This is a genomic window from Arthrobacter sp. B2a2-09 (genome assembly GCF_027587375.1).
Classification (GTDB): Bacteria; Actinomycetota; Actinomycetes; order Actinomycetales; family Micrococcaceae; genus Arthrobacter.
In genome coordinates, this window is sequence record NZ_JAMXIC010000001.1 from 306,889 (window position 1) to 319,777 (window position 12,889).

Sequence of the window (12,889 nt, forward strand, 5' to 3'; positions counted from 1 at the left end):
GATGACAAGGCTGGTTGGTCCCCTATATGAATGGATCATTGAGGAACGGCCGTGGCGGTGACTACGTCCCCGATTCTGTCGAGGAACGGTTGGGGGTGCCTGAAATGGGCGATCTGTTCCCAGTATGGCGAAGCGATGACGGAGGCAAGCGCCGCTGTCGGCAGGTAGAGGGCTGCTGCGTCGGCCTGCTTTTGCGGGATCCGGTCATTCTTGGACCGAATCCGGTGTCGGAGGTGGAACGTCGGAGGCTGGCGGGCTTTGTGCCGCCTCCACAACCGAGGAACCAGACAGGGTGGAGAGACGCCTTCAGTTGAACGACGAGAATGATTGGCTCGGCCAGACCGTGTCAGTGGTGGCAGAGTACGAGAACACGGGGGTGCCGAATGCCAGCGCAGGTGGGTGCGTCCCTCGATCACGATCCGCTCGGGGAGCAGCCGAGCAGCTGCTCGGCTGCTCCCCGAGCTCGGTGATCGTGTCCGCGCTGTGGGCGATGGCAGTGTGGGTCTCCTGATCAATGAGTTGCGCTGTGCGGGGCCTGGCTTGGGGGCGCCCCAACCAATCGGGATCGAAAGGTTGGGGCGCCCGGTCGTTTGGGAGCCCGGCGCTATGCAGGACTACACTCGCCGGGCTGCGAATGCGCCGTTGTGCAGCAAAGTGGATCGTCCATCCGCACCGAGGGCGAAGGCGATGTCCCAGGCGTGGTTTCCAGTGATGGAGTCATCGGTTGGCAGGAAGCGGTGCTCGGCGATGGGGGCTAGGGCCGTCCGCAGGATCTCGCCACTGTGGTTCGCTTCCAGGAACAGCCCGGTGTCGTCGGTACCGACGACGTAGCTGGTGTCGTGCTGTTCGTATTCGCCGACGTAGAGGGATGCGTCCACTGTCAGGGTCGGATCGCCCACCGGGCGGGCCGGTTTGGCGACGCCGAGCCAGTCACGGAAGACCGTGGAGAAAGCGGCGTCGGCGAACGGGTAGCCGCGGTGCGCGGTATTCACTACGGTCGCCACCGACACGTCCAGTTCCGGGACCCAGAGCAGGGTGGATGATCCGTGTTCGGTGGTCCCGGAATGCCCGAAGATCTCGATCCCGTCCCAGATCTTCTGGTAGGGGCCGACGCACCAGGAGTCAGCGAACACCTTTGACGGTACTGAGACCTGGGGTGTTTGCATAGTGGCCACGGCCTGTTCCGAGAGCAGGGTGGTGCCGTCGGCAGCTTTGCCACTGCGAAGGAAGATCTGTCCGAACCGGGCCAGATCCCGGGCGCTGGTGGCAAGAGTGCCGCCGTCCGGCCCCGAGCCCCGGTACTGGCTCCAAGGGCGCACCATCTCGGGGGTGTGGCCGACAGCCACCGGGTGGTAGGCGAGTTCCTCGAACAAGGATACTGATTCGGTCAAAGCGGCGGGCCGGAGCAACCTGTCGCGTAGGGCGTCATCCCAGGATTGCCCGGTCATTCGCTCCACCAGCAGCCCGGACACCGTCGTCGAGGCGTTGCTGTATCCGTAGGCCGTGCCGGGTGGGAAGGTCAACGGAATGTCGCCGATGAAACTGACGTATTCGGCAACACTGTCGTCATTGCGGGACGTGTGCGCGTACGGTCCGTTGTCCAGGCCGCTGGTCATGGACATCAGGTGCCGCGGGGTGATGCGCCGCCATTCTTCCCCGGCGGCCAACCGGGCGTCGGGGAGGTACTCGGTCACCGGGGTGTCCAAGTCGATCAGCCCGGCATCGACCAACTGCATCACCAACACAGCGGTGTAGACCTTAGTGGTTGAGCCGATCTGGAAGACCGTATGCTCCGTGACCGGAAGCCCGAGCTCGGCATTGGCAACACCGGAACTGGCCTGCACTACTTGCTCGCCTTGGGCGATAGCGATCTGCGCCCCCATGACGTCGTATTCCGGGCGAAGGCGGTCGCACAGATCCTGCAGGTCTGAGGCGGTAAAGTTGGTCATCAAATTCTCCATATCAGTTTGATACCGCAATCTCTCGGTTATCCGAGAGATTGCGGTATGGTCAGCGGCGGCGAGCTGCGAATGCGCCGTTATGCAGCAACGTGGATCGTCCGCCCGGGCCGAGCCCGAAGGCGATGTCCCAGGTGTGGTTGCCGGTGACGGAGTCATCGATTGGCAGGAACCGATGCTCGGCGATTGGTGCCAGGGCAGTACGCAGGATCTCACCACCCTGATTCATTTCCAGGAACAGCCCGGCGTCGTTGGTACCGACGACGTAGCTGGTGTCGTGTTGTTCGTATTCGCCGACGTATAGCGATGCGTCCACTGCCAGGGACGGATCAGCGACCGGGCGGGCCGGTTTGGCGACGCCGAGCCAGTCACGGAAGATCGTGGAGAAAGCGGCATCGGCGAACGGGTAGCCGCGGTGTGGGGTATTCACTACGGTTGCCACCGACAGACCCAGTTCCGGGACCCAGAGCAGGGTGGATGATCCGTGGGTGGTGGTTCCGGAATGCCCGAAGATCTCGATCCCGTCCCAGATCTTCCGGTAGGGACCGACGCACCAGGAGTCAGCAAACACCTTTGACGGTACGGACACCTGGGGTGTCTGCATGGTGGCCACGGCTTGTTCCGAGATCAACGTGGTGCCGTCGGCAGACTTGCCACCGCGAAGGAAGATCTGCCCGAACCGGGCCAGATCCCGGGCGGTGGTGGCCAGGGTAGTGCCAGCCGGGCCCAGGCCCCGGTACGGGCACCAGGGGCGCGCCACTTCGGGGGTGTGGCCGACGGATACCGGGTGGTAAGGCAGTTCCTCGAACAAGGACACTGATTCGGTCAAACCGGCGGGTCGGAGCAGCCTGTCGCGCAGGGCCTCATCCCAGCATTGTCCGGTCATTCGCTCCACCAGCAGCCCGGACACCGTCGTCGAGGCGTTGCTATATCCGTATGCGGTGCCGGGTGGGAAGGTCAACGGAATGTCGCCGATGAAATTGATGTACTCGGAAGCACTGTCGTCATTGCGGGAAGTATCCGAGTATGGTCCGTTGTCCAGGCCGCTGGTCATGGACATCAGGTGCCGCGGGGTGATCTTCCGCCATTCTTCTCCGGCGGCCAACCGGACGTCGGGGAGGTACTCGGTCACCGGGGTGTCCAGGTCGATCAGCCCGGCATCGACCAGCTGCATCACCAACACAGCGGTGTAGACCTTAGTGGTTGAGCCGATCTGGAAGACCGTATGCTCCGTGACCGGAAGCCCGAGCTCGGCATTGGCAACACCGGAACTGGCCTGCACCATTTGCTCGCCTTGGGCGATAGCGATCTGCGCACCGGTGACGTCCTGTTCCGGGCGCAGGCGGTCGCACAGGTCCTGCAGATCCGCAGCAGTAAAGTTAGTCATCAAATTCTCCGTATCAGCTGGCCGCAGCAGCGAGTTCTTCGGCGGACAGTGCAGCCTCGGGTATGCGATAGTTTGTGGGCGGTTCGACGTTCATCAGATGCCGGACGAAATAGTCCCATCGACGCCGCGTCACGTACTGGCGGCGGCCATAGAAGGTGTGTTCAACTCCCGGAACGATGAGCAGGTCGAAGTCCCTGTTCGCCTCGATCAGGGCATCAACGAGTCGCATGGTCAAATGAGGAGTGACATTGTCGTCCATGTCGCCGTGCACCAGCATGAGTTTGCCGGTGAGGTTGGCTGCGAGTTCGGTATTGGATAGCCGGGCACCAGCTTCCGGGTCATAAGGGCCATCATAGATTTCGGCCCAGCCAGCAATGTAGAACCGATTGTCGTGGTTTCCGGCTTCGGCCACCCCAACCCGGTAAAAATCAGGGAACGTCAGCAACGCGCGCGCCGTCGCGAAGCCGCCGCCGGAGAGTCCGAAGATGCCGACCCGATCCAGATCGAGCCAGGGCCGCTCGGTTCCGAGCTGTTTCAGCGCGGCAACGTGGTCCTCGAGACCGCCTGCACCCCCCATATTTCTCCAAGAGTAATCGTGAAAAGCTTTGTCCCGCCCGGGAGTTCCGCGGCCATCGATGGCAAAAACGGCGAAGCCCAAGGCAACCATGGCTTCTGACTCGCTGGCATAGCCGCCTTGGTCGAAACTTGGACGGACCCGATGAACCTGGGGACCGGGATAGGGGTGGTCGATCACGGGGTAGCTCTTGGTCGCGTCGAATCCGTAGGGCTTGTGCAGGATTCCGAAGATCTCGGTGACTCCGTCCGCGGCGAGGGCCCGGACCCGCTCGGGCGCGGTCCAGCCGGCGGCCAACAGCCGGGTGATGTCAGCTCGTTCCAGTTCCATCACCACTGTGCCCATCCGGTCCCGCAGGGTGATCGTTGGTGGGGTGTTCACGGTTGAGGCGGAGTCCACGAACCAGTGGCCGGTGGGGTCCGTCGATACCTCGTGATCGAGATGATCGTCGGTAAGTCGGGTGAGCTCACCGCCGTCCAGGCTGACCTTGACCAGCGTCCGGCAGTACGGATCGCTCGGGACCAGCCCTGAGACAGTAAGGTACACAACGCGTTCTGTCTCATCAACGTGCAGGATCTGCTGGACCGCGAGTTCGCCTTTGGTGAGCTGCTCTACCGGTTCGCCGGTGGCGAGGTCGTAGCGGTAGAGGTGTCCCCATCCGTCGCGTTGTGAGTACCACAAAGCCTCCTGCCCGCCGGCCAGAACCTTCACCAACGGAGGCCCGACTTGGGCGGGCTCCACCCGGGTGCTGTCTGACTCAGTGATCAGCGTGCGCAACTCGCCTGTGGCTGGGTCCAAGGCAACCAGCCGCAAGGTGAGTTGATCACGTGCGGTGTCAAGGTGGTACACAGTCGCGCCGTCCGCTGCCCACCACGCCACGGCGGTAAGAAGCGGGCTGGCGTACTCCAGATTGAACGTCCCGGCACCTCGAACTACAGACCGGGCCGCGACATCCAGCACCACCCATTCAGCCTGTGGCAGGGGTTCGCCGGGGAGTGCGTACCGGTAGCTGTGCAACCGGGGACGGCTGCCATCGGCGGGCACCGACTCCACCAGATGCATCCACTCGATCTGGCGTTGGTCGATTTGATGAGTCAGAATCCGGGAGGAGTCGGGGGACCACGTCAGGCGAGGACGTTCGCGCAAGCCCAATTTAGCCAGTCGGAAGCGCGATCCGATGGAGTCAGCGTCGCAGGCATAGCTCAGGTCTGCGGACCCGTCGGTAGTGATCGCTATCTCTTCGTCGGTGTCGACTGAACGGACCCAGACGTTGTGATCGCGCCGGAAGGCAACCCATTTACCGTCGGGCGAGGCCACTCCAGACTCGTCCGACTGGGCCGGCCCCGTTTTCCGCGTGCACGATCCGTCCGCCGGCTGATAGCGCCAGCGGCTGTCGAATGCGCCGAATTCGATGGCGTCGTCCGTGCCGTCGACGGACCAGAACGGAAGCGCATATGGCTTCACCACCTGATCGGCTGCCGCGGATAACGCGGCGGCCAGGCGTTCGTGATCGAACGCCGGGGACTTGGTCGCGGTAGCAGGATCGATGAGGACGAACTCGCCGCCCCGCTCGGTATCTACCCGGTAGGTGAACCGGCCCGTGTCACCGATCCACTCCGGGGAAACCTTGGATCGCAACACCAACTCCGGGCGGTGGTGTCCCAACAGTCGCTCTGCCCTGTCGTAGGCATGGGCGGGCAATGAATTCTTCAGCATCATTCTCCTTCGATGAGGGGTGAGTGTACGTAATGCATGCGTAGTGAGCGATGGGATTTCACCCATGCTTCAGGAGCTAGCGGGGGTACGGTAGCCGTTCTGCTCCACTTTCGTGGTTGATCACGGCGGTGGCCGGACACGAGTCAACCTCTCACTGTGGACGTTACGCCCCGTGCAGGCTGGGATGTGTTGTAGAAATGTTCAAGAGTCAGCGGGATTGATTGAAGAACCGGACAAAAGCCTCACTGTGCTGATGTGGGATTGTGTTCTGAAGCACACGATCTCGGTCATCCGCCGCAGGATTGTGTAGAGAACTTTTCCGCAGCGTTGATGTTTGCCGCCGCGTGTGGCCGCTGGTAACCCCGAGGGGCCTCTCCCACTCACTATGTCCTCTTAGGAGAGCTCAATGTCGTCATCAAAGGTGAAACACTTCACCGGATATAGGACCCGTCTGGGTGTTGTACTGGTCAGCGCGCTGTTACTGGCTGGCTGTAGTGGCGGGTCCTCCGCCAGTGATCCAAACGGAAGTCCAGCGGACACCCTCGTGGTTGCAACGTCCGCGGCCCCGCAGGTTCTGGTCATATCCGGCGGCTGGGATGTCTCCTTGCAAAACGCCGTGATGGACACCGTCCTGGGCCGCGATTCGGACGGCAAACTGATCCCCAGGCTCGCGGAGTCATGGAGTGAGCCAACGCCGAATACCTTGGTGTTCAAATTGCGCCAGGGCGTGGTGTTTTCCGACGGGACGCCGATGACCGCTGAGGATGTGGCGTTCTCGTTGCAGCGGCACACCGATCCGAAGGTGGCGTCGCAGGTGGCCAGTATCGTGGCAACCGTGCAATCGGTGAAAGCCACGGGCCCGGACGAGGTCACGGTGGTCCTGAGCAAGGGAGCGCAGACCTTCCTGGCCAACGTTCCCGTCGTGTGGCAGGTACTTCCGAAGAAGCTCGCCGAAGCTCATCCACAGGACCTGGGAACACCCGAGGTCCCCCCGATCGGAACCGGCCCCTACAAGATCACGCACTTCTCCCTTGTGGACGGGGTGACCTTGGAACGCAACGACAAGTACTGGGGAACAAAAGCGCCGATCGCCAAGGTGAAAACTACCACGATCACCAGCCCGGATGCGTTACGGCTGGCCGCGACCTCTGGGGACGTGGACTACGCGCCGGTGCTAGCTACGGATTTCCAGAATTGGGAGTCCGTGACCAACTTCAACCTCCAGAAAATCCACAGTATCGGCATCGAGTCACTCTGGATGAATGTGACCGATCCGCACCTTTCCGATCTCCATGTCCGGCGGGCGATTGCCCATGCCGTGGACCGTGAGGCCGCGCTGCGTCTGTCCACTGATGGTCACGGCCAACTAGCCGACACCATAGTCCCGTTACCGCAGCTGACGAACCTCTACGGCGACGGATACCAGCAGGTCGTCGATGGACTACCGCACTACGACTACAATCTCGAGGCTGCAAAGGCAGAGCTGGCGAAGTCGAAATTCCCGAACGGTTTCGACATTACCGTCAACCACGACGCCGCTGATCCGCTAATCAATGCCCTGCAGGCGATCAAGGCCGACCTGGCCAAGATCGGAATCAACATCACCCTCAATCCCCTTCCGGCGGACAAGTTTTGGGCGGGAAGGATGCGACACGAGGACCTCACCCTCGGCCTGTCCAGCCTTGGCTACGTTACCGCCGACGTGGGTGAAGTACTGCCTGACCAGCTCGGTAGCGTCGCTGCCCAGCCCCAGGGCTTCAACTTCTCCCAGTTCGCCAATCCGGCGATGGACGCGAAAATCGACGACGTCCTGGGAACCACCGGCGAGGCGCGCAAGGCCGCAACTACTTCGGTGATGGAGACCGCCGCCGATCAGGTGCCCTACATTCCGATTGCCTACCCGGACTACGCCTACGCAGTGAGCAAGAAGTTCATCGGAACACAGAACGTCTGGACCTTGGATCCGTTCACAACGCTCCGACCCGCGGGATCCTGAGTGCTGTCGGCACCTTGTAAAGGAACGGTGGTTTAGGTGATCATCGCCAAACTGGTGGTTCGCCGCCTGGCAGCGGCAGTGGTGGTGCTGTTTGTGCTCTCAGTCATCACCTTTGCCCTGCTTGCATTGCCCGAGGGAGGGCCGGAAAGGGCCCTGCTGGGCAATAGACCCTCCACTCCTGAGGTGTTGGCAGCGATCCGCGCCAAGTACCTGCTGAATGAGCCTTTCCTCATGCAGTATTGGAACTGGTTCACCCACGCCATCACTGGTGACTTCGGTACCTCCATCACGGCCCGCCAGCCGGTCATGACCATGATTGGTCAGCGATTTCCGATCACCGCCACGCTGGGTTTCTACGCACTCGTATTAACGGTGCTCATCGGCATTCCCGCAGGACTCGCCGCGGGGTTGCGCCGAGGGAAGCTGGTGGACAAGACCATCACCTTGGTGTCGCTGGTTTTCATGTCTGCCCCGGCCTTTGCGCTGGCCCTGCTGCTGCTATACGTGTTTGCGGTCGCGTTGAACTGGTTCCCGGTCTACGGCATTGGCGACCTCAACCACTTCACGTTGCCGGCGATCGCGCTGGCACTTGGCCAGGCTGCGGTGCTGGTGCGCCAAACCCGGGCTGCCGCGCTGGACATTGGCGGCCAGGACTACATCACCTTTGCCCGAGCCAGAGGACTTGGCAGGAGCCCGATTTGGGGTCGCTACTCACTGCGCAACTCCGCACTTCCGGTGCTGACGGTGGCCGGACTTATCGCCGCAGGCAACTTGACCGGAGCGGTGTTTGTGGAGCAGACCTTCAGCCTGCCGGGCCTGGGCTCGTTGCTGGTCCAGGCAGTGGGACAGAAGGACATCCCCTTGGTGCAGGCACTTGTCCTGCTCGGTGGGGTGGTGATGATCTTGGCGAACTTGCTGGTGGATGTGGCCTACATGATTGTTGACCCCCGCGTCAGACACGCTACGGCGGCATGACCATGTATCAGAGGCCACATCCGATCGAAGTAATGACCACAGGAACCAAACCAATGTCCGGAGGATCCGTATGACTGTCACTGAGACGCGGTCGACCGTCAGGGGCGGTCGACGACCCAAGCTGGCGGGCGGGCGGTTGGTCACGACAATAAGTCTGGCGGTACTGGCGATCATCGTACTGGTGGCCCTCACCGGCCACTGGATGGCTCCCTACGATCCAACAGCCCAAGACGTGAAACTGGGATCGACCTCACCCAGCGGTGCACATTGGCTTGGCACGGACGCGCTGGGCCGGGATGTGCTGTCCCGGCTGATGGTCGCTACCCGCATTGCTTTGCTTGCTCCGGTCCTCATCGCCCTGGGAACCACCGTGATTGGTACCTCGCTTGGGCTTTTGGCAGGGTATCGCCGAGGGTGGCCCGATGCCATACTGATGCGGTTGACTGACCTGATGTACGCATTGCCTGGCCTGCTCATCCTTATTGTCATCGTGGGCGTTGCCGGCAGCAGTTACGCGGTGGCCATCATCGCGCTGATCGTGCTCGGATCACCTGCCGATATACGAGTGATCCGAAGCCTCGCGATGGGGCAGCGGGAACTCGCCTACGTAGATGCAGCCCGCACTCTCGGATTAACGAACCGCCGGATCATGTTGCGGCATCTGCTGCCTAACTTGGCGCCAACGGTGACGGCCAATCTGCTACTCAGCTTCGTTTATGCCTTGGGGGCGCTGGCCGGGCTGTCGTTCCTGGGGATCGGGCTACCGGCCGGTACCGCAGACTGGGGGCTGATGATCCAAGAGAACTTCAAACTGCTTCATGTCAACCCATGGGCTTCAGTCGCCCCAGCGGTGCTCATCACCATCACTGCCACTGCGGCCACCGTCCTCGGTGACGCAGTCTTCGAGCGGCTCAGTGCCGGAAAGTCGGTATCACAATGACGGAACTGCTTCGAGTCCAGGGATTGTCGGTGTCCTTGGGTGGTCGGCGGATCGTCGACGAAATAGATCTGACTCTTGCGCCCGGTGAAACAGTCGGTTTGGTGGGCGAATCCGGCAGTGGAAAGTCGCTCACCGCCCGGGCAGTGGCCGGGTTGCTGCCACAACCCCTGGTTGCCGGAGGCAGCGTGCAAGTGGCTGGAACGGAACTGATTGGTGCGCGGGAATCGGTTCTGCGCAAGGTACGTGGCCGGCAAATCGGACTGCTGATGCAGGATCCGTTCGCGATGTTGAATCCCTTGCAGACGGCAGGCGCGCATATCGCCGAGTCGTTGCCCCATGGTCGGCGCAAAGATCGCTCGGAGGTACTTCGTCGGCTTGCTGAGGTGGGGATCACAGATCCGTTGGTGGCTAAGAAGTATCCTTTTCAGCTCTCCGGCGGAATGCGGCAGCGGGTGGCGATCGCAGCGGCATTGGCAGGGGATCCGGAGCTGCTCATTGCAGACGAGCCGACAACAGCGCTGGATGCAACCATCCAACATGAGATTATGCAGCTGCTCAGCCGAATCCAGGCTTCCCGCGGAATGGCAGTCCTGCTGATCACCCACGACCTGCGGGTGGCGTTTGCGCTGTGTGACCGTGTACAGGTGATGTACGCAGGCAGGGTGCTTGAATCGGGCGTCAGCAAGGATCTCGCGTCCCGGCCCGGGCACCCGTACACCGCCAGGCTCATCGGCGCACTGCCCGCTGTGGAGCGTGCAGCCACCAAATTGGTGGGCATCCCAGGATCCGTGCCGCGCGCAGCCGACGTCGTGGACACGTGCGCGTTCGCCGCTCGCTGCCAGCAGCGTGAGGACGGTTGCACCACTGGCCGGCCAGCGTTGCGCGAATTGACCGAGGGACACTTCACCGCGTGCCGTTATGAGTTGCTGCCACTCACAGTGGCCGAAAATCCAGCGATAACAACAACAATCGAGCCACGCGCCGTGGCCACCGAAGAGCCACTGCTGCAGGTCACCCGCCTGCGCAAGAGCTACGGGCCGGTGACGGCGCTGGGCGGCATTGACCTGACCATCCGCCCCGGGGAGCGGATCGGTCTGGTAGGCGAGTCGGGCTCCGGAAAGACGACACTGGCCAGGTGTCTGCTCGGTCTTGTTGATTCCAGCGCGGGCCAGATCGTCCTGGACGGCATGGACATCACCAATCTCCGGACGTCTGCGGCAGCAGATCGCCGACGGGTGCGGACCCTGGTGCAGTGCGTTTTCCAGGATCCATCGACCTCGCTGAACCCGGCCATGACTGTCGGAGCCACCCTCGGGGAGGCAGCAAGGCAAGCTGCGCCGGCCGATCGTCGGACCGTCGACGAATTGCTGGAGCTAGTCGGGCTGCCGGTCAGCTACGCAAAACTGCTGCCAAACAAGTTGTCCGGCGGTGAGAAACAACGAGTTGCGATCGCCCGGGCATTGGCCGTGCGGCCTGCCCTGTTGATCTGCGACGAACCCACAGCCTCCCTGGACGTTTCGGTACAGGCCAACGTCTTGGAACTGCTGCGAACCATTAGTTCCGAATCCGGCACCGCACTGCTGTTTGTCACCCACGATCTCGCAGTAGTCCGCCAGATCACGGACCGCATTATCGTTTTGTTGCACGGGGAAATTGTGGAGACTGGAGACACGGCAGATATTCTCGACAACCCCCAACACAGCTACAGCCGTCGGTTGGTGGCTTCAGTACCACCGGCCCCCGCAGCGCAAATTGCTATTCATCATGGAGAGGTATCCACCGAATGCACGATCTGATCATTTTGCACGGACAGGTGCACGACGGGTTCGGTTCGCCGCCGGTCATCGCAGATGTTGCCGTCGCCGACGGACGAATCGTGGCGGTGGGCAGCGATCTAGGTCCCGGGCGGCGGACCATCGACGCCACCGGTTTGGTGGTTGCCCCCGGGTTTGTGGACGCGCACAGCCACTCCGATGGTGTCCCTTTTCTGCCGGATGCACAGCCATTCAAGCTGTTCCAGGGTGTTACCACCGAAATCATTGGCAATTGCGGATTTTCCCTTGGCCCCAGCAATCCGAAAGATGCAGACGAAAGCTCTGAGCCGGATGAGCAGCGCTTTCTGAGCTTTGGCGACTATCTGAATGCGGCTGCTGCGGCGGGACCCACCAACCATCTGGCCGGGCTGGTTGGCCATAACTCTGTGCGGGAGACGGTGGTGGGTGTGGAGCGGGAGCTACCGGAGAGTGCTCTTGACCGGATGTGCGAGCTTCTCGAAGAAGCGTTTGAGGCTGGCGCGGTTGGTTTCTCGAGTGGACTGGAATACGTGCCTGGTGCGTACTCCGAGAGTGCGGAGCTTATTGCGATGGCACGGGTGGCCCGGCGATACGGCGGTACGTACGCCACCCACAGCCGCAGTGAGAGCGAGGGGCTGGCCGAAGCGATGGACGAAGCCATTGATGTTGCCCGCTCAGCGGGGATCCGGCTGCAGTACTCACACTGCAAGGCATCCGGTCGGGCCATGCACGGATCGTCGCAGTTGATCCTGGACAAGCTGGCTGCTGGCCGTCGAAGCGGTGTCGATGTCCGCGGAGACCAGTATCCATACCGGGCTTTCGCTACTGGCCTTGTTGCGATGCTGCCGCCTGAGGCCCTTGAAGGCGGCGTCGAGGCGATGCGCGCGAGGCTGGCGGACCCAGCGATCCGTGCTTCGCTGCAAGCCATCGCCGAGAACCCCGACAACGGTACCGGCGTCGGTTTGTGGCGGGAAGTACATCCCGAGGATGTACAAATCTTGACCCATGGCAATACAGAAATAGCCGGCCGCCGGCTCTCCGAGGTCCTGGCCGGCCGGAAACCGTGGGATGCCTTGTGCGATGTACTGATGGAAGATCCCGACGCCGGGACGGTCTGTCACAGCATGAACGAGGACGATGTACTGGCCATCATGGCCGATCCGTTGGTGGCCATTGGTTCTGACAACGGTTCGCCGATTGGGCCAAGCCACCCACGTGCCTTCGGGACCTTCCCGAAGTTCCTCGGCGCCTATGTCCGTGACCGTGGTGTGGTGACCTTGGCGGAGGCGATCCGAAAGGTGAGCTCGGCGACAGCTGGCCAGTTCGGCCTCACGGACCGAGGTTGGCTCGGACGCGGAGCAGCAGCCGATGTGGTGGTCTTCGACCCAGAGCGGATCGGCCACGAGGGTACCTACGAGGAGCCCGATGTGCGCCCGACTGGGATGGTGCACGTGCTCTTGAATGGCGAGCCGGTGATTGTCGACGGGGAGTTCACCGGAGCTCGACGCGGCCAGATACTGAGGTCGGGCCGTCGATGAAATCGTTTGAGC

At 62.1% G+C, this 12,889-nt stretch carries 9 protein-coding genes; 6 read left to right on the top strand and 3 right to left on the bottom strand.

Annotated features, from left to right (window positions below; all coding sequences use genetic code 11):
- The first annotated feature begins 292 nt into the window (after positions 1 to 292).
- Complete coding sequence (locus tag NFJ07_RS01485; protein ID WP_269991964.1) at positions 293 to 511, top strand: hypothetical protein; 219 nt, start codon at positions 293 to 295, stop codon at positions 509 to 511.
- A gap of 103 nt (positions 512 to 614) precedes the next feature.
- On the opposite strand, the gene NFJ07_RS01490 is transcribed toward NFJ07_RS01485, so the two are convergent.
- From NFJ07_RS01490 to NFJ07_RS01500, 3 genes are all read right to left on the bottom strand, one after another.
- The gene (locus NFJ07_RS01490; RefSeq protein WP_269991965.1) at positions 615 to 1,949 is read right to left on the bottom strand and encodes a serine hydrolase domain-containing protein; all 1,335 of its coding nucleotides are present in this window, start codon (positions 1,947 to 1,949) and stop codon (positions 615 to 617) included.
- A gap of 61 nt (positions 1,950 to 2,010) precedes the next feature.
- Complete coding sequence (locus NFJ07_RS01495; RefSeq protein WP_269991966.1) at positions 2,011 to 3,345, bottom strand: serine hydrolase domain-containing protein; 1,335 nt, start codon at positions 3,343 to 3,345, stop codon at positions 2,011 to 2,013.
- A 13-nt stretch (positions 3,346 to 3,358) separates the two neighbouring features.
- Positions 3,359 to 5,635, bottom strand: a complete 2,277-nt coding sequence (locus NFJ07_RS01500) for a S9 family peptidase (protein WP_269991967.1) — start codon at positions 5,633 to 5,635, stop codon at positions 3,359 to 3,361.
- A 406-nt stretch (positions 5,636 to 6,041) separates the two neighbouring features.
- Here NFJ07_RS01500 and NFJ07_RS01505 point away from each other — a divergent pair, with 406 nt between their 5' ends.
- From NFJ07_RS01505 to NFJ07_RS01525, 5 genes are all read left to right on the top strand, one after another.
- Positions 6,042 to 7,631 carry an ABC transporter substrate-binding protein gene (locus NFJ07_RS01505; RefSeq protein ID WP_269991969.1) on the top strand — a complete coding sequence of 530 codons (1,590 nt, stop codon included), beginning with the start codon at positions 6,042 to 6,044 and terminating at the stop codon, positions 7,629 to 7,631.
- Positions 7,632 to 7,667: 36 nt separating this feature from the next.
- Positions 7,668 to 8,606, top strand: a complete 939-nt coding sequence (locus NFJ07_RS01510) for an ABC transporter permease (RefSeq protein WP_269991970.1) — start codon at positions 7,668 to 7,670, stop codon at positions 8,604 to 8,606.
- A 70-nt stretch (positions 8,607 to 8,676) separates the two neighbouring features.
- Positions 8,677 to 9,546 (top strand): ABC transporter permease, encoded by an 870-nt coding sequence (locus NFJ07_RS01515; RefSeq protein WP_269991971.1) that lies wholly within the window; start codon positions 8,677 to 8,679, stop codon positions 9,544 to 9,546.
- Complete coding sequence (locus NFJ07_RS01520; RefSeq protein ID WP_269991973.1) at positions 9,543 to 11,342, top strand: ABC transporter ATP-binding protein; 1,800 nt, start codon at positions 9,543 to 9,545, stop codon at positions 11,340 to 11,342. Before NFJ07_RS01515 ends, NFJ07_RS01520 begins: the two co-directional genes overlap by 4 nt.
- Complete coding sequence (locus NFJ07_RS01525; protein WP_269991974.1) at positions 11,330 to 12,877, top strand: N-acyl-D-amino-acid deacylase family protein; 1,548 nt, start codon at positions 11,330 to 11,332, stop codon at positions 12,875 to 12,877. Before NFJ07_RS01520 ends, NFJ07_RS01525 begins: the two co-directional genes overlap by 13 nt.
- Positions 12,878 to 12,889 lie beyond the last annotated feature (12 nt).